This is a genomic window from Amycolatopsis sp. NPDC114478, from assembly GCF_055633805.1.
Window position 1 is genome coordinate 153,439 of record NZ_JBVKDO010000019.1, and the last position, 20,824, is coordinate 174,262.

At 69.7% G+C, this 20,824-nt stretch carries 18 protein-coding genes and 1 pseudogene; 10 read left to right on the forward strand and 9 right to left on the reverse strand.

Annotation, left to right across the window (positions count from 1 at the left end; all coding sequences use genetic code 11):
• Positions 1 to 3: 3 nt before the first annotated feature.
• Positions 4 to 1,173 (reverse strand): ROK family protein, encoded by a 1,170-nt coding sequence (locus ACZ7OH_RS39460; protein ID WP_470285600.1) that lies wholly within the window; start codon positions 1,171 to 1,173, stop codon positions 4 to 6.
• Positions 1,174 to 1,310: 137 nt separating this feature from the next.
• Here ACZ7OH_RS39460 and ACZ7OH_RS39465 point away from each other — a divergent pair, with 137 nt between their 5' ends.
• The 3 genes from ACZ7OH_RS39465 to ACZ7OH_RS39475 are packed head-to-tail and all read left to right on the forward strand — an operon-like array spanning position 1,311 to position 6,492.
• Positions 1,311 to 2,741 carry an APC family permease gene (locus tag ACZ7OH_RS39465; protein WP_470285574.1) on the forward strand — a complete coding sequence of 477 codons (1,431 nt, stop codon included), beginning with the start codon at positions 1,311 to 1,313 and terminating at the stop codon, positions 2,739 to 2,741.
• The gene (locus tag ACZ7OH_RS39470; protein WP_470285575.1) at positions 2,738 to 5,605 is read left to right on the forward strand and encodes a glycoside hydrolase family 2 protein; all 2,868 of its coding nucleotides are present in this window, start codon (positions 2,738 to 2,740) and stop codon (positions 5,603 to 5,605) included. The genes ACZ7OH_RS39465 and ACZ7OH_RS39470 overlap by 4 nt, the downstream gene beginning before the upstream one ends.
• On the forward strand, positions 5,602 to 6,492 hold the full coding sequence (locus ACZ7OH_RS39475; RefSeq protein ID WP_470285576.1) for an ROK family protein: 891 nt from the start codon (positions 5,602 to 5,604) through the stop codon (positions 6,490 to 6,492). Before ACZ7OH_RS39470 ends, ACZ7OH_RS39475 begins: the two co-directional genes overlap by 4 nt.
• Before the next feature lie 89 nt (positions 6,493 to 6,581).
• Here ACZ7OH_RS39475 and ACZ7OH_RS39480 read toward each other — a convergent pair whose 3' ends face one another.
• Positions 6,582 to 7,793 carry an MFS transporter gene (locus ACZ7OH_RS39480; RefSeq protein ID WP_470285577.1) on the reverse strand — a complete coding sequence of 404 codons (1,212 nt, stop codon included), beginning with the start codon at positions 7,791 to 7,793 and terminating at the stop codon, positions 6,582 to 6,584.
• Between the two features lie 68 nt (positions 7,794 to 7,861).
• Between ACZ7OH_RS39480 and ACZ7OH_RS39485 the strand changes: the two genes are divergently transcribed.
• The gene (locus tag ACZ7OH_RS39485; protein WP_470285578.1) at positions 7,862 to 8,725 is read left to right on the forward strand and encodes a 1-aminocyclopropane-1-carboxylate deaminase/D-cysteine desulfhydrase; all 864 of its coding nucleotides are present in this window, start codon (positions 7,862 to 7,864) and stop codon (positions 8,723 to 8,725) included.
• A gap of 3 nt (positions 8,726 to 8,728) precedes the next feature.
• Here ACZ7OH_RS39485 and ACZ7OH_RS39490 read toward each other — a convergent pair whose 3' ends face one another.
• On the reverse strand, positions 8,729 to 9,724 hold the full coding sequence (locus tag ACZ7OH_RS39490; protein WP_470285579.1) for a LacI family DNA-binding transcriptional regulator: 996 nt from the start codon (positions 9,722 to 9,724) through the stop codon (positions 8,729 to 8,731).
• A gap of 133 nt (positions 9,725 to 9,857) precedes the next feature.
• On the opposite strand from ACZ7OH_RS39490, the gene ACZ7OH_RS39495 reads away from it, so the two are divergent.
• Positions 9,858 to 11,519, forward strand: coding sequence for a peptide-N4-asparagine amidase (locus ACZ7OH_RS39495; protein ID WP_470285580.1), 1,662 nt, complete (start codon positions 9,858 to 9,860; stop codon positions 11,517 to 11,519).
• 53 nt (positions 11,520 to 11,572) lie between these two features.
• Positions 11,573 to 12,868 carry a cytochrome P450 gene (locus tag ACZ7OH_RS39500; RefSeq protein ID WP_470285581.1) on the forward strand — a complete coding sequence of 432 codons (1,296 nt, stop codon included), beginning with the start codon at positions 11,573 to 11,575 and terminating at the stop codon, positions 12,866 to 12,868.
• On the opposite strand, the gene ACZ7OH_RS39505 is transcribed toward ACZ7OH_RS39500, so the two are convergent.
• The 3 genes from ACZ7OH_RS39505 to ACZ7OH_RS39515 are packed head-to-tail and all read right to left on the reverse strand — an operon-like array spanning position 12,855 to position 15,108.
• Positions 12,855 to 13,811: a DUF1152 domain-containing protein gene (locus tag ACZ7OH_RS39505; protein WP_470285582.1), complete on the reverse strand. Its 957-nt coding sequence runs from the start codon at positions 13,809 to 13,811 to the stop codon at positions 12,855 to 12,857. The genes ACZ7OH_RS39500 and ACZ7OH_RS39505 overlap by 14 nt on opposite strands.
• A gap of 60 nt (positions 13,812 to 13,871) precedes the next feature.
• Positions 13,872 to 14,498, reverse strand: coding sequence for an alpha-ketoglutarate-dependent dioxygenase AlkB (locus ACZ7OH_RS39510; RefSeq protein ID WP_470285583.1), 627 nt, complete (start codon positions 14,496 to 14,498; stop codon positions 13,872 to 13,874).
• A 34-nt stretch (positions 14,499 to 14,532) separates the two neighbouring features.
• On the reverse strand, positions 14,533 to 15,108 hold the full coding sequence (locus tag ACZ7OH_RS39515; RefSeq protein WP_470285584.1) for a dihydrofolate reductase family protein: 576 nt from the start codon (positions 15,106 to 15,108) through the stop codon (positions 14,533 to 14,535).
• Between the two features lie 215 nt (positions 15,109 to 15,323).
• On the opposite strand from ACZ7OH_RS39515, the gene ACZ7OH_RS39520 reads away from it, so the two are divergent.
• Positions 15,324 to 15,902 carry a hypothetical protein gene (locus tag ACZ7OH_RS39520; RefSeq protein ID WP_470285601.1) on the forward strand — a complete coding sequence of 193 codons (579 nt, stop codon included), beginning with the start codon at positions 15,324 to 15,326 and terminating at the stop codon, positions 15,900 to 15,902.
• A 54-nt stretch (positions 15,903 to 15,956) separates the two neighbouring features.
• Here the strand turns inward: ACZ7OH_RS39520 and ACZ7OH_RS39525 are convergent, their stop codons facing one another.
• Entirely contained in the window at positions 15,957 to 16,565 is a 609-nt protein-coding gene (locus ACZ7OH_RS39525) for a tyrosine-type recombinase/integrase (RefSeq protein WP_470285585.1), read from the reverse strand.
• 470 nt (positions 16,566 to 17,035) lie between these two features.
• On the opposite strand from ACZ7OH_RS39525, the gene ACZ7OH_RS39530 reads away from it, so the two are divergent.
• Both ACZ7OH_RS39530 and ACZ7OH_RS39535 read left to right on the forward strand, forming a co-directional pair.
• Positions 17,036 to 18,091, forward strand: coding sequence for a S1 family peptidase (locus tag ACZ7OH_RS39530; RefSeq protein ID WP_470285586.1), 1,056 nt, complete (start codon positions 17,036 to 17,038; stop codon positions 18,089 to 18,091).
• Between the two features lie 237 nt (positions 18,092 to 18,328).
• On the forward strand, positions 18,329 to 18,553 hold the full coding sequence (locus tag ACZ7OH_RS39535) for a hypothetical protein (protein WP_470285587.1): 225 nt from the start codon (positions 18,329 to 18,331) through the stop codon (positions 18,551 to 18,553).
• A 267-nt stretch (positions 18,554 to 18,820) separates the two neighbouring features.
• Here the strand turns inward: ACZ7OH_RS39535 and ACZ7OH_RS39540 are convergent, their stop codons facing one another.
• Together ACZ7OH_RS39540 and ACZ7OH_RS39545 are read right to left on the reverse strand one after the other, a co-directional pair.
• Entirely contained in the window at positions 18,821 to 19,366 is a 546-nt protein-coding gene (locus ACZ7OH_RS39540; RefSeq protein ID WP_470285588.1) for a hypothetical protein, read from the reverse strand.
• Between the two features lie 503 nt (positions 19,367 to 19,869).
• Positions 19,870 to 20,067: a response regulator transcription factor gene (locus ACZ7OH_RS39545; protein WP_470285602.1), complete on the reverse strand. Its 198-nt coding sequence runs from the start codon at positions 20,065 to 20,067 to the stop codon at positions 19,870 to 19,872.
• A gap of 20 nt (positions 20,068 to 20,087) precedes the next feature.
• Here ACZ7OH_RS39545 and ACZ7OH_RS39550 point away from each other — a divergent pair.
• A pseudogene (locus ACZ7OH_RS39550) lies at positions 20,088 to 20,819 on the forward strand (divalent metal cation transporter); the annotation flags it as partial.
• Between the last annotated feature and the right edge of the window lie 5 nt (positions 20,820 to 20,824).

Genomic DNA, 20,824 nt, shown 5'->3' on the forward strand with positions numbered 1-20,824 from the left:
TCGCTAACCCACTCCGGCCGCCCGCTGGAGGCCCCGCCGGTCGAACACCAGCTCCCGGGCCGTCCCCAACGCCGTCGCGATCGCGCCCGCCAACACCGCGTCCGAACCCAGTTGCCCCGCCACGATCTCCGGCACCACCGGCACCGTCGCGGCGAGCGCCCGCCGCATCGGGGTGGCCAGCAGGTCCGCGTTCCCGCCGATCCCGCCGCCCAGCACGATCAACCCCGGGTCCAGGACCGCGGTGACCGCCGCGACCACGTAAGCCAGCTTCTCCGCCTCCTCGGCGACCACGCGCGAGGCCCGCGCGTCCCCGCTCCGAGCCAACCGGAAGACGTCCTTCGCCGACCGCACCGTCAACCCCGCCGACCGCGCCGCGTCCACCACGGCCTGCCCCGCCGCCGCCGTCTCCATCGGCCCCGGTCGGCGCGGCCCCGCGGCCGACGGCAACGGGCCGAACGGCAGGTCCGCGATCTCGCCCGCCGCGCCGTGGGCGCCGCGGAACAGGCGGCCCTCCACGAGCACGCCCATCCCGATGCCCGTCCCGACCGTCAGGCACACCAGCACGTCCACGCCCAGCGCCGCCCCGAGCGCGTGCTCGCCCACCGCGCACAGGTTCGCGTCGTTCTCCACCACGACGTCCGACCCCGCGCCCGCCAGCGCCGCGACGAGCTCGTGCAGCACCCCGCGCCGCTCCCAGCCCGGCAGGTTCGGCGCGCGGTGGACCGTCCCGGTGGCCGGGTCGGGGACGCCCGGCGTGGCGACCACCGTGGCGACGACGTCGTGCGGCGCCAGCCCGGCTGACGCCACCGCGCGTTCGACGGATTCGCTGACCGTGCGCACCAACGCGCTCGCGGAGCGGCACCGGTTGGGCTCGTCGAGCCGCGCGACGATGCTGCCCTCCAGGTCCGCCACCGCGATCCGGATCGCGCGCCGTCCGATGTCGACGCCGACGACGTGCCCCGCGTCCGGCGCCGCCTGGTACACCACCGCCGCGCGGCCCGGACCCGCCAGGCTGCGGCCGGTGGTCCGGACCAGTCCGTGCTGCTCGAGATCGAGGAGCGCCTGTCCCACCGTGGGTTTCGACAACCCCGTGTCGCCCGCGATCTGCGGTCGCGTCGCCTCGCCCTGGATACGCAACCGGTCGAGCACGAGACGCTGGTTCAGCGCCCGCATGCTCGCCGGAGTTCCGACCTGCGGCCCGTTTTGCCCCACGCGTCCTCCTGTGTTGCCGCAAGTTTATCGACGGAACTCTTTCGACCCCGCCCGTTCTATGTTAAGAAACTTTACTAACTACTAGCCGGAGGCACGTCGTGAGTTCACCCACTCGTTCAGGGGAGCCGCAGCCCGCCCTTGAACGCAAGATCGGGCCCCTTCAGGCCACTGCGATCAACATGACGCAAATGTGCGGTATCGGCCCGTTCGTCACGATCCCCGCCATGGTCGCCACGATGGGCGGCCCGCAGGCGATGTTCGGCTGGGTCATCGGGGCGCTCGTCGCGCTGGCCGACGGCCTCATCTGGGCCGAGCTCGGCGCCGCGATGCCGGGTGCCGGCGGCACCTACCTCTACCTGCGCGAGGCGTTCCAGTACCGCACCGGACGCCTGATGCCGTTCCTGTTCGTGTGGAGCGCGGTGCTGTTCATCCCGCTGATCATGTCCACCGGCATCATCGGGCTCGTCCAGTACCTCGGCTACCTGATCCCCGGCGTCACCGACGACGCGGGCACGACGCCACTGGGCAAGATCATCGGCGTCGGCATCACGCTCGTGATCATCCTGGCGCTGTTCCGGAAGATCGGCCAGATCTCCAAGCTCACGACGGTGCTGTTCGTGATCATGCTCGCCGCCGTGCTGACGACGATCGTCGCGGCGTTCTCGCACTTCAGCGCGGCGCAGGCGTTCGCGTTCACCCCGGGCGCGTTCAGCTCGGCCGGCGACGGCACGTTCTGGGGCGGCCTCGGGGCCGGCCTGATCATCGCGATCTACGACTACCTCGGCTACAACACGACCGCCTACCTCGGCGGCGAGGTGCGCGACCCGGGCCGCACGCTGCCCCGCTCGATCATCTTCTCGATCCTCGGCATCATGGGCCTGTACTTCCTGCTGCAGGTCGGCGTGCTCGGCTCGATCCCGCTGGACCAGCTGAAGGACGCGAAGTCGGTGGCGTCGTCGGTGCTGGAACAGGTGTGGGGCACCGGCACGGCGAAGGCCATCACCGTGCTGATCGTGATCGCCGCCATCGGATCGGTCTTCGCCGGGCTGCTCGGCGGCTCGCGCGTGCCGTTCGAAGCCGCGCGCGACAAGGTGTTCCTGCCGATGTTCGGCAAGCTGCACCCCAAGCTGCACCTGCCCACCGCGGGCGTGCTCACGATGGGCGCCATCACGATCCTCGGCTCCCTGTTCACCCTGACCACGGTGATCAACGCGGCGGTCGCGACCCTGGTCATCATCCAGTCGCTGGCCCAGGTCGCCGCGATCGTCGTGCTGCGGCGACGGCAGCCGGAGCTGCGGCGGCCGTACCGCCAGTGGCTCTACCCGGTGCCGACGCTCATCGCGCTCGTCGGCTGGGTCTACATCTACATCTCGGCCGACTGGCTCTCGATCGGCCTGTCGCTGGGCTGGATCGTCCTCGGCGCGATCGCGTACCTGGTCTACGCCAAGGCCGAGAACACTTGGCCGTTCGGACCCAAGGAGATCAAGGAGGCCTTCGCCTCCGCCGACACCGAAGGGGCTCAGGCATGACGAAGAAGCTCGCGGCGCTGGCCGCGCTGCTGCTCGTGCCCGGCGTGCTCAGCTTCGCCGGACCCGCCGCCGCGCAGGACACCCAAGCCGAAGGGGCGAAGCCGCACGGCCTCACCACGATCGGCGCGCAGGGCTGGCAGGTCCTGACGACCGCGAACGTCAAGGACGGCGGTGACAAGGTCTCCACGCCCGGGTACGCCACCCCCGGCTGGCTGCCGGTGAAGCCCGACGACGCGGGCGCGCCCGGCACCGAGATCAACGCGCTGGTGCAGAACGGGAAGTGCCCGGACGTCTTCTACTCCGACAACATGCGCAAGTGCTTCGGGTACGTCGACAAGCTCGGCCCCGTCGTCACGAAGCCGTTCTCCGACCCGTGGTGGTACCGCACCGACTTCACCCCGGACTTCAAGACCGGCCAGCACGCGAAGCTGACCATCCCGGGCATCGTCGGCGAGGGCGACGTCTGGGTGAACGGCAAGCTCGTCGCCACCAAGGACATCGTGAGCGGCGCGTTCGCCGGGCACACCTTCGACGTCTCGAAGCTGGTCAAGCCGGGCAAGAACACCCTGGCCATCAAGGTCTACCCCAACAACCCGCTCAAGATGTACACGCTCGACCAGGTCGACTGGAGCCAGATCCCGCCGGACAACGACACCGGCATCCAGTTCCCGCCGACCCTGCAAGTGGGGGATGCGCTCACCGGCGACAACGCGCACGTCGTGCAGGACAACGCGCCCGACCTGTCCAGCTCGAAGCTGACAGTGAAGGTCGACGTCACCAACGACGCCGCCACTTCGCAGACCGGCGACGTCGCCGCGACGATCACGCCGCCGTCGGGTGCGCCGATCGTCGTCCACCAGAAGGTGACGATCCCGGCGAACACCAAGCAGACTGTGACGTTCGCGCCGGTGAAGATCGCCAAGCCGCAGGTGTGGTGGCCGTACTCGATGGGTGACCAGCCGCTGTACACGCTGAGCACAGCGGTCTCGCAGGACGGTGTGCTGTCGACGTCGTCGAAGAGCACCTTCGGCATCCGCACGGTTACCTCGCGCCTGGTCGGCAAGTCCGCGCCGCTGCCCGACGGCGCGCGGCAGTTCTCGATCAACGGCAAGGACTTCGTGTTCCGCGGCGGCGGCTTCGCGCCGGACCTGTTCCTGCGCTACGACAAGGCCGACACCGCGCACCAGATCGCGCTGATCAAGAACATGGGCCTCTCCGGCGTCCGCCTCGAAGGCCACGACATGCCGCAGGACTTCTACGACCAGGCCGACCGCGCGGGCCTGCTGGTCATCGGCGGGTTCATCTGCTGTGACGCCTGGCAGCCCGACACCGCCGCGCAGCTGGGGGAGCGGGACCTGCGGATCATCCACGACTCGTCGGTGAGCATCGCGCAGCGCGAACGCAACCACCCCAGCGTCTTCAACTACGGCTGGAGCGACAACGAGCCGTTCCCGAACCAGGAGCAGGCCGTCCTGTCCGCCTTCAAGCAGGAGGACTTCCAGGTCCCGGTGATCGCCTCGGCCGAGTACAAGAGCACGCCGACCCTGGGTAACTCGGGGGAGAAGGAAGGCCCGTACGACTGGGTCCCGCCGTCGTACTGGTACGACACCTCGCACTTCGACGCTTCCGATGACAGCCGCACCAACGCGGGTGGTTCGTGGGGCTTCGCGAGCGAGCAGAGCGCCGGGCACACCGTCCCGACGCTGGACTCGATCAAGCGCTTCCTGTCGCCGACCGAGCAGGCGAAGCTGTGGCAGGACCCGGCGTACAACCAGTACCACGCGAACTTCGAGCCGGACCACGGCGGCTACGCGTTCGGCACGCTGTTCACGCTGGACCAGTCGATCACCCAGCGGTACGGCAAGTGGAGCTCGCTGGAGTCCTATGTGGACCTGGCGAACATCGCGAACTACGAGAACACCCGCTCGCAGTTCGAGGCGTTCCTGCACCACTCGACGGACAAGGACAACCCGTCGACCGGCGTCGTCTACTGGCAGCTCAACAAGGGCTGGCCGACACTGCTGTGGTCGCTCTACAACGACGACGGCGACCAGGCAGGCGCGTTCTTCGGGGCCAAGAAGGCGAACAAGCCGCTGCACGCGATCTACGGCTACGACAACGGGTCCGTGACCCTGGACAACCTCGGTGCGGCCACGCAGTCCGGCCTTTCGGTGCAGGCGCGGGTGCTCGACACCGCGGGCAAGGTCCTCGACGACCAGACGGCTTCCGGGATTTCGCTCGGCAGCCAGGGCGTGCGCACCGGGGTCCTGAAGCCGAAGGTGCCGGCCGAGACGAAGGCACCGGCGCCCGCGCAGGTCTACTTCGTCGAGCTGCAGGTGAAGCAGGGCGGGAAGGTCGTCGACCGGAACGTCTACTGGCTCTCGACGCAGAAGGACGTCGTCGACTGGGGCAAGACGCTGGGCAACCCGCAGGCGACGCTGTCGCAGTACAGCAACCTGCAGGCCCTGCAGAATCTGCCGAAGTCGCAGGTCAGCGCCGTGGCGTCGACCCGCGCGAACGGCGGTGACCTCGTCTCCACGGTGACCGTGACCAACACGTCGAAGACGCCGGGGGCGGCGTTCTTCCTGCGGGCCGACGTCCGTCGCGGCACGCCGGACGGGCACGAGGGGCCGGGCGACAACCAGCTCGCGAACGCGACCTGGGACGACAACGACATCACGCTGTGGCCGGGCCAGTCGCAGACGCTGACCGCCACCTACAAGGCGTCCGACCTGCGCGGCGCGGTGCCGGTGATCAGCGTCGACGGGTTCAACACCGGCCGGATCGTGGTGGGTGCGGCCGGCGGGTACGGCCACCACGGGGACGCGGCCGTCGCGCCGCAGATCGAGGGGTTCAGGGAGTGACAGGGGAGAAGATTCTCGGGATCGACTTCGGCGGCACGAAGGTGGCGCTGGGGCTCGCCGACCACGACGGGAACCTGCTGGCCACGCGCCGGCTGGACACCGACGCGCAGGCGGGGGCCGAGCAGGTGGTGGTGCGGGCGCTGGCCGGGGCGCGAGCGCTCCTGGCCGAGTCGGGCGCGGAACCGGCCGCCGTCGGCGTCGTCAGCCCGGGGATCGTGCTGCCGGAGGAGATCCTGCTCGCGCCGAACGTCCCCGGCTGGGAACAGCTGCACCTGGCCGAGCTGGTGGCGGCCGAGTTCCCGGACGTGCCGATCTCGGTGGGCACGGACGCGAAGGCGGCGGCGCTGGCGGAGTGGCGCTGGGGCGCCCTGGAAGGGGCGGACCCGGCAGTGTTCCTGTCGCTGGGCACGGGCATCGCGGCGGCGGTGCTGGTGGGCGGCCGGTTGCTGACCGGCGCCAACGGAGCTGCGGGCGAGATCGGGTACAACCTGCTCTCGCCGCAGGACACCGAGGGTTTCGCAAGCGGAGCGGCGCCGCTTGAGGAAGCCGTCGGTGGGCGTGGGCTGGGCGGCCGGGCGAGCAGTCTGCTCGGCCGCCCGGTCACCGCGGGCGAGTTGTTCGCACTGGCCAAGGAGAACGCCGAGGCGAAGGAACTGGTGACGGCGGCGCTCGACGAGTTGTCGATGCACGTGGCCAACCTCGCGATCGTCCTGGACCCGCAGCGCATCGCGGTGGGCGGCGGCCTGGTGCGCTCGGCGGACGTACTGCTGCCGGCTTTGGCGGCCCGGCTGGCGCACGCGGTGCCGTTCCCCCCGGAGCTGGTTTCGGCGCGGTTCGACCAGGACGCGGCGCTGCTGGGCGCGGTGGCGCTGGCGCTGGGCGGGTAGGCGTCCGGGTGGTGCGCCGGTGCCCCGACCCGGCGCACCACCCGGTATCAACTCCACCCGGAGGCGGGGCTGCCGCTCTCGCCGGGGCCTTAGCTCGCGGCGTTGGCCATCTCTCGCTCGGTGCGCTCGAACGCCGCCGGGGACAGGGTGAACCACACCAGTACCGCGCTCACCGACTGGATCGCCGCGGCCATCACCCACACCGCTCGCAGCCCCCAGTGCGCCGCCACGAAACCGCCCGTCAGCGCGCCCAGCGGCGTCAAGCCCCACGCCAGCGCGCGGTGGCTCGTCAGCACCCGGCCGAGCAGCGGCGCCGGGGTGAAGCGCTGGCGGCTCGACTGGGAGCACACGTTCCAGATCAGCACCGTCGCCGTCAGCAGGATCAACACCGCGCCCACCAGTGGCGGCCACGGCGGGACCAGGGCGATCAGCAGGTTCGTCACCACGCCGAAGCTCTGCCCGAACCGCATCGACCACGAATAGCCGATCCGGTCGACGACCTTCTGCACGACGAACGACGACGCGATCCAGCCGAAGGCCAGGCACGCCAGCAGCAGGCCGTAGCCGACCGAGCCGACGTGCAGGACCTGCGTCGCGTACAGCACGAACATCGAGTTGCCCGCGCTCGCGGCGAACGAGCCGAGCGCGACGTTGAGCGTGATCGACCGCAGCAGCGGCGTCTGCACCAGGTGCCGCAGCCCGGCCGACAGGTCGCGCAGCGGGTGCGTCCGCGCGGCGACGACGGACTCCGAATGGATGCGCCGGACCATGAACAGCGCGAGCAGCGCGAAGCCCGCGGCCAGCCAAGCCGGCGCCCCGGTGCTGACGACGATGAGGAACCCCGTCAGCGGCGGCACGACGAACTGCACGACCCCGCGGTCGATCACCGTGAGCCGCGCGTTGGCGTGCGCCAGGCGGTCCGGCGGGACGAGTTCGGGCACCAGCGCGCCGCTCGCGCCGTCGCCGAGCACCTGCGCGGACGTGACGACGAAGGCGACCACCAGCAGCACCGGCAGGCCGAGCAACCCGGCGGACGCGACGACGGCGAGCACGACGGCGGCCACGACCTGCACGGCGTACGCCCAGGCGAGCACGGCGGTCCGCCGCACGCGGTCGATGAGCACACCCGCGAAGAGCGAGAGCAGCAGCCACGGCGCCTGCCCGGCGACGTTGACCAGCGACACTTCGCGCGGATCGGTGGTGACGGAAACCGCGAGCAACGGCAGCGCGGCGAGCATCAGCCCTTCGGCGGACGAACCGGACACCGCGACCGCCTGCAGCCGCACCCACCTGTTCGTCACGCGCGAAGCCCCATGATCGGCATCATGCCGAACGGTCGTACGCGGTTCAAACGATTTATGCTCACAGCGTGACGAAGCTGCAGCTCACCGTGCCTTCGCCGCTCGTCGAGCTGGGGGAACCCGAACGCGGGGTGCGTGTCCTGCTCAAGCGCGACGACCTGATCCACCCCGAGCTGCCCGGCAACAAGTGGCGCAAGCTCAAGCACAACCTCCGGGACGCCGCCGAGGCCGGTGCCACCCGCTTGCTGACTTTCGGCGGGGCCTACTCCAACCACCTGCTCGCCACCGCCGCGGCCGGCCACCACTTCGGGTTCGAGACGGTCGGCGTCGTCCGGGGTGAGGAACACCTGCCCCTCAACGACGTGCTGCGGGCGGCGGCCGGCCACGGCATGAAGCTCACCTACCTGGACCGCACGGCGTACCGCGCGAAAGCCGACCCCGAAGTCCTCGACGATCTGCGCCGCGCGTGGGGCGAGTTCTTCCTGATCCCGGAAGGCGGGGCGAACCCGGCCGGCGTCCGGGGGTGCGCCGAGCTGGTGGCCGAGATCGAGCGGCCGTTCGACGTCGTCGCCTGCGCCGTCGGCACGGGCGCGACGCTCGCCGGGATCGCCGCCGGGCTCGGGCCCGGCCAGCGCGCGATCGGGTTCTCGGCCTTGAAAGGCGGCGGGTTCCTGCGGTCCGACGTGGCCGGCTTCCAGACCGTGACGTTCGGGCGCGAGCTGGGGGAGTGGTCGGTCGAGACGGGCTACCACTTCGGGGGCTTCGCGCGGCGGACCCGCGAGCTCGACGCCTTCGTCGACGAGTTCGAGCGGTGCCACGGCGTCCGGCTCGACTGGGTCTACGAAGCCAAGATGATGTTCGGCCTGTGGGACCGCATTCGCGGCGGGGACTTCCCCGAGGGCACGACGGTCGTCGCCGTCATCGCCGGGTAGAGATCAGCGGCGGACGCGGGTGGATTCGCGGACGACCAGTTCCGGCGTGAACACCACGGCTTGGTGGTCGATGGTCGTGTCCGCCGTTTCCGCCAGCAGGAGTTCCGCCGCCGTGCGGCCGAGGCGCTGGGCCGGCTGGCGGACCGACGTCAGCGGGACCGCCGCCGCGCCCGCGAACTCGATGTCGTCGTAGCCGACGATCGCCATCTCGTCCGGGACGCGCACGCCCGCGCCGACCATGGCCTGCAACACCCCCAGGGCGAGGAGGTCGTTCGCGCAGAACACCGCCGTCGGACGGGGGATCGTGCCCAGCAGGCGGGCGCCGGCGTCGCGGCCCGAAGCCACGTCGAGGCCGATCGCTTCCAGCACCGTCAGCTCCGCCGCCGAGCCCGCCAGCGCCGTGCGCAGGCCCTGCTCGCGGTCGCGGCACTGGGCGAGGATCGTCGGCCCGTTGACGAACGCGATGCGGCGGTGGCCGGTCTCCAGGAGGTGCCGGGCCGCGAGCGCGCCGCCCGCGATGTCGTCGACCGCGACCGAACTCGCCTCCGACGTCGGCGCCTTGCGGTCGACGAACACGTACGGCGTGCCGCTGCGGCGGAACGCGCGCAGGGCCTCACCGGACGTCCCGACCGGGCTCAGCAGCACGCCGCGGACCCGCTGCTCGGCGAACATCGCCAGGTAGGACGCTTCGAGGTCGGATCGCTGGCCGCTGTTGCAGGTGATGATGTTGAGGCCCTCGGCGTGCGCGGCCTGTTCGGCGCCGCGGGCGACGTCGACGAAGAACGGGTTGCCGAGGTCGAGCACCAGCAGCCCCATGATCCGGCTGCGGCCGGCGCGCAGCTGGCGGGCCGACTCGTCGCGGACGTAGCCGAGCTCTTCGATGACCGACAGCACCCGGTTCCGGGTGGCCGCGGCGACCACGTGCGGCCGGTTGACCACATTGGACACCGTGCCGATCGAGACGCCGGCCCGCTTCGCGACGTCCTTGATGCCGACCACCGCACCCCCTCGCTGAGAAGGGCGTGAGCCTACCACGGTGCTGAAACGTTTCAGTGCGGTCGTTTCCCACCGTAAGTAGCATGATCGCGGTACTAGGCTTCCCCGCGGTGAGCTGCCGCTGGGAGGAGTCCGGGTGCGGATCTTCACGATCGTCCTGTCACTGGTGCTGACGTGGGTGCTCTCCGGGGCCGTCGCCTCGGCGGACCCCGTGCTCGAACACGACACCGACGACCCGGTGACGGCGGCGCCCGCGGTGACCCGGCCGGACACCGCGCGCTGCACGGTCACCCTCGCCGACGCCTTCCGCTCCAACGCCGCCGACGGCACGCCGCAGTACTACGAAGGCACGCTCGCGCCGCCGAAGGCGTGCCCCGGCCCGTGGGCGAAGGTCGTCATGGACCAGACCGTGACCGTCAGCGGCCGCCAGTACGACCGGATCGGCGACCTGCGGATCGGCGGCACCGAAATCTGGTGGGGGACCACGGAGGAGCCCAGCGGCGAGGGCAACCGGCCGATCACCTACCACTTCGACAAGGACCTCACGCCCTACAGCGCGCTGCTGCGCACGCCGCAGCCGTTCCACGGCGGCATCGAAAACTACAACTCGCCGGTCTACACCGGGGTCTACGCCCAGACCGTGACGCTCACCTACTACCAGGCCGACCGGAAGCACCCCGCACCCGAGACGGCCGACCACGTGGCCGGGTTCGGGCACGCCGACGCGACCCCCGCGGCGCCCACCGTCCACTTCAGCGCGAAGGACCTGCCGCGCAACATCACCCGCGCCTACCTCGAAGTCACCCTCGAAGGCCACGCCTGCGACGAGCAGTGGTTCGACGACGTCCCGGACGCCGTGAGCGCGAAGTACCCGGCCGCGGGGCTCTGCGGCAAAGGCCCGTACCGCGAAGCGAACTTCGCGCTCGACGGGACGCCCGCCGGCAGCGCGTTCACCTTCCCGCACATCTACTCCGGCGGGATCGTGCCGCAGCTGTGGCGGCCGATCGTCGCGATCGACACCTTCAGCCTGCACGCCGAAACCTACGACATCACGCCGTTCGCCGGCCGGCTCGTGGACGGTGCCGCGCATGATCTCTCCTTCTCCTTCCCGGACATCGGCGGTGAGTTCACCGTCGTCCCGACGCTACTGCTCTACACCGACAAAAACGCCGCGCAGACCACCGGCGCCTTGGTGCAGCACGACGTCGCCGCGGCCCCGGTGCGGCAGGAAACGGTGCGGGACATCAAGGACGGCGTGAACGTGACAGTCACGGCGAAGCGCCACGATGTGACCGCCGGCTACGTCGACACCTCCGCCGGCCGGGTGTACACGCGCGTCGAACGCACCCGCGACTACCGCAACAGCGACGACGTCACCGGCGGCGGCTTCACCCAGCACGTCGTGCAGGGCGACTCGGGGCAGCAGACCTCGACGTCCACTGTGGACGGCCGGGTGCGGTCGGCGGACCGGCACACCTGGTCCTACCCGCTGACCACCGACGCCACCGCGAACATCACCGACGACCAGAACCTGCGGATCTCCGGCGCGGCGCAGATGACGCAGACCCTCGGCGACCTCACCGGCGACGGCCGGCGCTGGCGGCCGGTCCGCGCGTCGACGGAGTGGCTGAGCTCGTCCGGCGTGCTGGCCCGCACGAACGGCGTCAACACCGAGGCCGACGGCCGCTCCCGCACGTCGTACGCCGGCACCGACGACCTCGGCCGGCCGTACTTCCACTACGTCGCGAGCGAGCACGGGCTGATCACCGAGAACCGGGAGGTCCCGCCGCGGAGGTGAGTCCCGTCTCGCCGCGGCTCACCCGATCGGGCTAGTGCGGTACTGTCGGATCCATGGGGAGTCTCCGCTCACGGGTACTGGGCTGGGTCGGGCGCCGGTACCTCGCGCGTCAGTCGAAAAAAGGCTTCGACCTCGAAAAGATGTCGGCCATCCTGCCGGACTCGGCGCTGGAGCCGCTCCGGCGCGACGGTCTGGACCCGGTGCCCGCGATGGCCGAGCGCCGCGCCGAAGCCCCGATCAGCAAGCTCGACCTGCCGTTCGGGATGAACGCGTGGCTGGTCACGGGGTACGACGAGGCGAAGGCGGTGCTCGGCAAGGCGACCGGGTTCTCCAGCGACTTCGGCAACCTCGTCGGCAACGCCGGCGTCACCGCGGACCAGAACCCGGGCGGCCTGGGCTTCGCGGACCCCCCGGTGCACACGCGGCTGCGGAAGCTGCTCACGCCGGAGTTCACGATGCGGCGGCTGAGCCGGCTGACCCCGCGCATCGACCAGATCGTCGCCGAGCAGCTCGACGCGATGGCCAAGGCGGACGGCCCGGTCGACCTGTGGCAGGCGTTCGCGCTGCCGATCCCGTCGCTGACGATCTGCGAGCTGCTCGGCGTGTCCTACGAGGACCGCGAGGACTTCCAGCGGCTGAGCACCGCCCGGTTCGACCTCTTCGGCGGCGCGGGCGCGTCGCTCGGCGCGATGTCGGAGTCGCTGACCTACCTGCTCGACATCGTCAAGAAGCAGCGTGAGGAGCCCGGCGACGGCCTGCTCGGCATGCTGATCAAGGAGCACGGCGACGAGATCGACGACCGCGAGCTGGCCGGTCTCGCCGACGGCGTGCTGACCGGCGGCCTGGAGACGACGGCCAGCATGCTCGCGCTCGGCGCGCTGGTGCTGTTGCGCGACGAGAAGGCGTTCGACGCGGTCCGCGGCGACGAGGAGTCCGTGCACCGGTTCGTCGAGGAGCTGCTGCGGTACCTGACGGTCGTCCAGATGGCGTTCCCGCGGTTCGCCAAGGAGGACATGGAGATCGCCGGCGCGCGGATCAGCGAAGGCGACATCGTGCTGGTGTCGCTGTCGGCGGCCGACCGCGACCCGAAGCTGGGCCCGGACATGGAGAAGTTCGACGCGGCCCGCGAGCCGACGTCGCACCTGGCGTTCAGCTACGGGATCCACCGCTGCATCGGCGCGGAGCTGGCCCGCATGGAGCTGCGCACGGCGTACCCGGCGCTGGTCCGCCGGTTCCCGAACCTGCGCCTGGCGGTGCCGGCGGAGGAGCTCTCGTTCCGCAAGGTGTCCATTGTGTACGGCCTGGACGAGCTCCCGGTGCTGGTGGACTGCGAGGTCAGTGCGGAATGACCCGCCGCGGCCGCCGCTCGACGCGGTCCCGGTGGGCTTCGATGACCATGGCGACGTCGACGGCGCTCTCGGTACCGGCTAGGTCATCGAGGTAGCAGACCCCGGCGGCGAGGGTCGCGAGGTCGACGGTGAAGTAGACGCCCATGAGCGGGTTCACGAAGAGCTCACTGCCGGCGGTGCGAGCGGTGAACTGGGTATTGCCGAATTCGCCACGCAGAGCGGCGGCGATCTGCCCGTGCACGATGCTGGGCCGCTCCGGGGTGGCGCGCTGGGCATCGGCAACGGCATCGAGGTAGGCCTCGGCTTCCGGTGAACGTGAGGGGATGGAGAGGGCACCGAGGTACCCACCATCCCGATCGAGGGCGGCGAGGTTCTCGAGGACATGGGCGTGGCAGACGCCGTGAAAGGCATCGATGCCGAAGCCGAGACTGACGACAAGCCGGTCGACACCCTCGAGTGAGGCAACGGCGGCAAGGCTGGTCATGTCCTCTTCGGGCGTCCCGAGCCCGGCTTCGTCACCGCGCAACAGGATGTCGGTACCCCCATCGACGAGAACAACGGCGTCGACACCGAGGTGGGCGACGAGCTGCCGATAGGCATCCCGAAGCGGCCGGACCCCGGTGCGGGGGAAGGCGTGGACAACGGAAGGCCAGCCGCGGGAGTCGAGCCACCGAGCAAGGGTCCGTTCCGGGAAGTAGGCATCATCACCGGAGCTGTGGGGGCGAACGGTGGCGACACCGGGGAAGAGCCAGTCGTCGAGATCAAGCCGGTTGAGATCACTGAAGGCAAGGTTGGCGAGGTGGACATCTTTGCCTTGCGCGCGAAGAGCAACGGCAAGGGGAAGCCCGGCGTAGACGTCGAAGCCCCCACCGGCACCGGCAACGAGAACACGCTTCGCGGAGCGAAGCCGGGCAAAGAGCGGCGGTTCGAAGAGACTGTGCACAGAGCCATCGTACGGGCCCCGGCAAAGTCCTTTATGGACTAACCTCCCCCGGGGAAACCTTCAGTTCACTCCTCGAGGCCGGAACTGAACCGAGATCCGAGGCCCGACAGCCTTGGCGGTCTTGGGAACCGAATGCTCCCAAGTCCGCTGACAACTCCCACCCATGACGAGCAAGTCCCCATGCCCCAGCGGCCGAGCCAAGGTCTTCCCGCCCCCACCCCGCGGCCGCAACGCCAGGTTCCGCGCCGCGCCCACGGAAAGAATCGCGACCATGGTGTCCTCCCGGGCGCCCCGCCCGATCCGGTCACCGTGCCAGGCCACGCTGTCGCGGCCGTCGCGGTAGTAGCACAACCCCGCCGTCCGGAACGGCTCGCGCAGTTCCCGCAGGTAGTGCCGGCTCAACGCGTCCCGCGCGGCGGCCAGCACCGGGTGGGGGAGCGGCACGTTCTCGCGGTAGTAGCTGAGCAGCCGCGGCACGGCGACGACGCGGTCGTACATCTTCCGCTTCTCCGCCTGCCACGGCACGCCCTCGACCAGCGCCGCGAACAGCTCGTCGGCGCCCTCGAGCCAGCCGGGCTGGATGTCGACCCACGCGCCCGAGCCGAGGTCGGTGCGCTCCGGCGCGAGGGGGCGCAGCGCGACCGACCCCGGGGTGTCGAAAAGCGAAGACTGGAGACCCGGGTTCATGGTCTCCAGCCTACACCAAGATCGAACACCTGTTCTAGTGAATCACGTCGTAGACGAGCTTCTGGATCCCGTTGCCGTAGGTCTCGCTCTCGACGACCTTCAGGTTCTGCTTGTCCTTGTCGGTCGCGCTGAACAGCCGCTTGCCCGCGCCGAGCAGGACCGGGAACACCAGCAGGTGGTAGCGGTCGATCAGGCCGGCGTCGGCCAGCGCGCGGTTCAGGGTGGCGCTGCCGTGGACCGTGATCGGCCCGCCGTCGGTCTCCTTGAGCGCGGCGACGTCGTCGAGTGACCGCAGGAGGGTGATCTCGCCCCAGTTCGACACCAGGTCCTGCTCGGACAGCGTCGTCGAGACGACGTACTTCGGCATCGCGTTGTAGCCCGCGAACTCCTCGGTCATGCCCGGCCACACCGGCGCGAACGCCTCGTAGCTGACCCGGCCCATCATCATCGCCGCGGATTCGCCCTGCTCACGGCCCTTGAGCTCGTAGGCCGCCAGGTCGAACTCGATGTCCTTGAAGGTCCAGCCGGCGTTGCGGTAGCCGGGCTCGCCGCCGGGTGCCTCGACGACGCCGTCGAGCGAGACGAAGGCGGTGGCGATCAGGGTGCGCATGGGTGCTCCTCGGTGGTCGTTCCGTGCGTTCGTCAGTCTGTCGAACGGCGGTGGCCGGATTCGACACCGCTCCGCGGAAAAGTCCGGCGGGTCTTGTCCGCGGCGGCTTCGGCTCGTACAGTCGTGATCACACCGGGTGAAGGTCTGAACCTTTCCGGTCACCGCCGCCTCGAGTGACAGGAGGTTGGACGGTGCGCAGACTTCGCGGCGCGGGCGTGCTCGCGGCGGTCGCGACGGGGCTCGCGGTAGTCACCCCGGTCGCCGACGCCCAGGTCGGGACCGGCCCGTGGATCTCGGATTCGCCGGGTTACTCCGAGCAGGAGCGGGGGTGCGGCAACGTCTCCGGGCTCACGTTCAAGCTGACGTGTTCAACGGCCAGTGGCGACCAACGCGCGGAACGCCGCTACACCACCTACACCGGCGGCACCCACCAGTTCGAGGGATCGTTCAAGATCACCAGCATGTCCGGCTCCCGGATCAGCCTGAAGCAGACGTTCCGCGACGGCTCCAGCGCCGGCCCGTTCTTCCTGCTGGCGGTGGAGAAGGGCGGCCGCCTGTACGCGGTCCACGGCGGAGAGACGATCGCCACCGGCGCGACCGTGGGCACGAGCGTCCGGGTGAACACGATCAACCAGGTCGGCAGCACGCACAAGGTGTACATCAACGGCTCCCAGAAGGACTCGGTCTCGAGTCCGAGCGGCAGCTACTACGACAAGTTCGGCAGCTACCGCACCGCCAGCGGCCAGGGGCCGATCACGGTGGAGTGGAGCGGCATCAAGTTCTGGCACAAGTAGTGTAGATAGGGTCTGACCTGCTGTTATGTAGCTTTCGGTGGCGTCAGGCCGTCGCTAGGCCGTCTCGGGATTTTCAAGCCGTGCCGCCGCGGTGTGGCGCGGTTTGAAAATCCCGTCGGCTGCCTCTCGCGCCCGGCGATGACTCGACGGAACGAGGTGGGTATAGATCCGGAGCGTGTAACCCGGATCGTGGTGACCGAGGTACTCGGCCAGCTCTTTGACCGACACTCCGGATGCCAAGGCGATCGAGGCGTAGAAGTGCCGCTTGCCGTGCATCCCGTCCCGCCGTGGTGTGTAGGCGAGCCCGGCTGCGGCGTAGGCCGGCTTCCATACGGCGAGGTTGTACTCAGGGCCGCTGATCATCCCGCTGGCAGCGCGAGCGCCGAGGCGCTGAAGACCTTCGGGCCGCCGAATGAGCAGCCGTGCGGTTACCGGACGTCCGCCCGGGTCGAGCCAGGGCAGGGTGACCGTCACGGGCTCGAAGTTGTCCAAGTGCGCGTCGATCTCTTCAAGGACTCCCGCACCGACCGGCACCTGCCGTGTCTTTCCGCCCTTCGGGGGAGCAAACACCGGCGAATTGCCGATCCAGCGGATTTGGCGCTGAACGTTGGCCACCATCTCCTCGCGATCGACGTCGTCCGGACTGAAGCCGAAGATCTCCATCTGTCCCGTTCCCAGCAGGCCAAGTGCTGTTGTGCGTACCCGTGTCTTCTGTTCCTCGGTGCGGGGCGAGCGCTGTGAAGGTTCGAGGCGGTTCGCTGCGCGATCAGGAGCCCGTCCGGCGATCCGCTCGCCGCGCCGGCGCTCACGGAAAAGCAAGCGTCTGCGGCCACGTCTACGACATCGTGGCCGACCATTGTGGACAGCCGAAGCCCGTGGGGATGCGCTGTGTTGCATCCTGTTGGATCGTCGTGCCCCTTCTCAGCATCCTCACAGCGGTCTCGTGGACAATAGGCGGACGGCCTGTTTCGTGTCGATGGATCATGTTCCGACGCGGGTGTCCACTGTGGACTTATCTGGTAATGCGACTTTCGTGGGTGGAAAGAAACCGTACGCCGACCTAATCTGTTTTCCGCGCGCGCTCTCCCATGCACCGGTGCGTCGTCACCCCACCCATGAATATGGAGATGACCATGTCTTCAGTACGTCTGGATTCCCCGCTCCGGCGCGGCGGCACGATTTGCGCCGCCGCGGTGCTCGCCGCCGGGTTCGCGCTCACCGCGGTGTCCCCGGCGGTCGCCGCGCAACCGATGACCGCTCGCGTCGCGACGGCGCTGGGTGAGCGGCTCACGAGCGGGCTCGGCGACCGCACCGTGGGCGCCTACTACGAAAATTCCCATCTCGTCGTCACTGTCACTGACGCCGCGGCGGCGGGCCAGGTCCGGGCGGTGGGCGCGCAGCCGCGGCTGGTGCCCTTCCGCGCGTCCGAGCTGGCCGCGGTGACCGGCGAGCTGAACCGGTCCCACCGCGTTCCCGGCACGGCGTGGCGGATCGACCCGCGCACCGGCCAGGTGCGGGTGAGCGCCGATCCGACCGTCACCGGGCCGGCGCTGGCAGGCCTGGCGGCGGCGGTGCGCAGCTTCGGCGCCAAGGCCCGGCTGGATCGCACCGCCGCCAGACTGCGTCCGCTGCTCACCGGGGGTGACGCGATCTGGGGCCAGGGCCTGCGCTGCTCGCTCGGGTTCAACGTGCACGATTCGAGCGGCAACCCCGGGTTCATCACCGCGGGGCACTGCGGTGTCGCGACGAACGACTGGTGGGCCGATTCCGCGAACGCACAGCACATCGCGACCACACAGCAGGCGGACTTCCCGGGCACGGACTACTCGTACGCGGCCTACGACTCCGGTGCGGAGGGGCCCAGCGCGGTCAACACCGGCCAGCAGATCACCGGTGCCGGCGATGCCTCGATCGGCGAGCAGGTGACGCGCACCGGCTCCACCAGCGGTGTCCACTCCGGCACCGTCACCGGTCTCAACGCGACGGTGAACTACCAGGAAGGCTCGGTGTCCGGTCTCATCGACACTGACGTCTGTGCCGAGCCCGGCGACAGCGGCGGTGCGCTGTTCGACGGTTCGACTGCCATCGGTCTCACGTCCGGCGGAAGCGGTGATTGCCAGTCCGGTGGCGAGACGTTCTTCCAGCCGGTGCCGGCTGCGCTTCAGGCCTACGGCCTCACTCTGCCCTGATCCGCACGGGCTTCCCGCCGGCCCTCCGCCGGCGGGAAGCCCTTCGGTCGCGGATCAGCCGGAGATCGGCCCGGCCGGTGCTCGCCCGCGTGATGCCGGACCGCCGCGGGCAGTTCGAGCGGCGCTTCGGTCGTGCGCAACACCGGCCTACTGTTGATCAGCTACCGGTACACGTTCGGGATGAAGAATGTTTGGCCAGACCGAGAAGCCCGGCCAGGACATGGAAGTGCCCCAGCGGTGCGGCGGCTCGGGCAGGTCATGGACGGTGGGCTGCTGATCGTCATCTTCGCCACCTCGTTCATGCGGGAGGACGAAGACCTCCTGGGCGGCGCAGTCCGCCGGATCAGCCCGGCACCGATCTCGTTGACGGCCGGCACGACGATGCCGATGATCGGTCTGGAACGTGCGACCACGCCGGTCCAGCCCAGCCGACTGGTTCAGGGGGCGCGGTGGCCCTGGTAGCCGACGACGGTGCTGGTGAAGCGGTCGGCTTCGGCGCAGGGCCGGTGTGGGCGCTGAGCGTGGGTTTGGTGGCGTCGATGGTGACGGTGAGGAGGGGGTGAGCTTGCCCCTGTTGTCCGGACGCCTTGTCCAGACAACCGGGGGAGCTCGACAGCCGCTCGTCGGAGGTGAGGTGCGGCCCCGTATCGAGGGGGAGGAGATGCGAGGCCGCGTCACGAAGCTTGGCTGCCTGGCGTAGGTCGGGCAGCCTCAGCGGTGGCCGCTGGGTCAGCCGATGCCGACGACGGATTCGGCGGTGGTCCAGTCGGTGGCGATGGCGTTCTGTGCGTCGGTGAGGGCGACCTGTCCGTTGCAGACGGCGGTTTTGAGAGCGTTTTCGACCGAGTCCTTGTTTGCGGCGGTCTGGTCGCCGTAGCGCGGTTCGGGCCAGAGGTTGCCGGGGTCGCGGGGTGCGCCGCCGAGTTCGAGGGGGATGAGGTGGTCTTCTTCGTAGTCGGCGGTGCTGGTGTCGCTGTAGCCGTAGTCGGCGATCTGCTGCACTTTCAGCGGGTTGGTGTAGGAAACCGGCGGGCGGACGGTCTTGGTCCAGCCGGAGACGCAGATGGTCTGATCGATGGTGTCCTGGGTGACGTCGGGATTGGTGGCGCCGGGAGTACACGCCGCGTCCGGGAGCGGCAGGTAGGCCTGCGAGCAGGACGCCGCTGCGGCGTGCGGTACGGCCACGCCGGTGGCGGCGGTGGCGGGGCAGGCACCGATCAGGAGCGCGGCCGAGGCGAACATGACGGCGCCGAACAGCGTTTTTTGGGCAGGCATGAGTGTCCTCCAAGGGGGACCAGGGACGAGGCTCGTGTGCAGGAGTCGCACAGAAGCCGAGACGCGCACAGGATCTGTTGCGCGCCCGGCGCCGCACTACCGACGAATGTTGGTAATTGACCAAACGGCAAACGAACTTCTGTTGCCCGGCAGGGCAAAACCGGGCAGCGGCGACGAAGAGCACAACTGACGTCGGCCGTACATCATGGACGCAATCGGGCTGGTGACCGGCCACGTGAAGCCCAGAGCCAGGTCACCGATGCGGTGCCGGCAACGGTGAGGCGCCACGCGGAGATGTCGGTCACCGGAATCGGGCTCGCTCGGGTGAGAGACGGCGTCACCATGCCCGAGGCCGAGCGATGTGTGGATCGGCCGCGAGGAGGTCCGTGACCCACGGCGGCGCATTCCTCGTAGAGCGCATTCGCTGAGGGCAGCGTGAAACGCTTCCACGCACCGGAGCCCCGGAATACGGTGCGACCGGGCTGCCAGCGCCGACGAATTCGTCAGCGCCGGTCATGTCGGGGTGTGGCGATTCCGTGGGTGCAGGCGTGGTGGATGGCTCGTGCGCGGTCGCGGCTGCCGGTTTTGGCGAAGATGTGGGTTTTGATGGTGGTTTCGCTCAGCAGGAGGGTGCGGGCGATTTCTCGGTTGTTGTGGCCGGCGGCGATGAACCGGAGGACGTCGAGTTCGGGCCGAGTCAGGTCGCCGTAGCCAGTTCACCGACAGCGCGGGCCTGGCGACCGGGCTCGAGTCCTATGCGGGGCGCGCGGCGGGCGGGTTGTTCGCGGTCGCGCTGCTGGACGCCTCGATCGTCGGCGCGTTCGCGGTGTCACTCTCCAGCGCGTACGCCATCGGCGACGTCCTCGGAATGAAGCACTCGCTGCACCGCGGTGTCAAGCAGGCCAAGGGGTTCTACGCGGTCTACGCCGGACTCGTCGCGCTGTCGGCGGCCATCGTGCTGATCCCCGGCTCGCCGCTCGGGCTGCTCACGGCCGGAGTGCAGACTCTGGCGGGGGTGCTGCTGCCCTCGGCAACGGTGTTCCTGCTGTTGCTCTGCAACGACAAAGCGGTACTCGGGCCGTGGGTCAACGGCCGCGCGACCAATGTGTTCACCTCCGTGGTGGTCGGGGTGCTGGTGATGCTGTCGGTCATCCTCACCACGGCCGTGCTGTTCCCGGACATCAGCGACGGTCAGATCGTCCTGATCTTGCAGATCAGCGGCGGCATCGGGGTCCTGGTGGCCGGCTACGCGTTGCTGCGGCGCGGCCGCGGCACGACCGCTCCGATCGACCGGACAGGCCGGGCGGACTGGCGGATGCCGCCGCTGGAGTACCTGACCAAGCCGGAGTTCTCGCTGGGCCGCAGGATCGGCCTCACCGCGCTGCGGGCGTATCTGCTCCTGGCGGTGGTCCTGGTGATCGTCAAGCTGGTGCAGGTCGCGCTCGGGAACTGAACGGA

Excerpts from the sequence above, each read along its gene's own strand:
- ACZ7OH_RS39460 (WP_470285600.1), bottom strand. The coding sequence starts at position 1,173 with ATGCGGGCGCTGAACCAGCGTCTCGTGCTCGACCGGTTGCGTATCCAG.
- ACZ7OH_RS39470 (WP_470285575.1), top strand. The coding sequence starts at position 2,738 with ATGACGAAGAAGCTCGCGGCGCTGGCCGCGCTGCTGCTCGTGCCCGGC.
- ACZ7OH_RS39500 (WP_470285581.1), top strand. The coding sequence starts at position 11,573 with ATGGGGAGTCTCCGCTCACGGGTACTGGGCTGGGTCGGGCGCCGGTAC.
- ACZ7OH_RS39510 (WP_470285583.1), bottom strand. The coding sequence starts at position 14,498 with ATGAACCCGGGTCTCCAGTCTTCGCTTTTCGACACCCCGGGGTCGGTC.
- ACZ7OH_RS39515 (WP_470285584.1), bottom strand. The coding sequence starts at position 15,108 with ATGCGCACCCTGATCGCCACCGCCTTCGTCTCGCTCGACGGCGTCGTC.
- ACZ7OH_RS39525 (WP_470285585.1), bottom strand. The coding sequence starts at position 16,565 with ATGGAGATCTTCGGCTTCAGTCCGGACGACGTCGATCGCGAGGAGATG.
- ACZ7OH_RS39530 (WP_470285586.1), top strand. The coding sequence starts at position 17,036 with ATGTCTTCAGTACGTCTGGATTCCCCGCTCCGGCGCGGCGGCACGATT.
- ACZ7OH_RS39540 (WP_470285588.1), bottom strand. The coding sequence starts at position 19,366 with ATGCCTGCCCAAAAAACGCTGTTCGGCGCCGTCATGTTCGCCTCGGCC.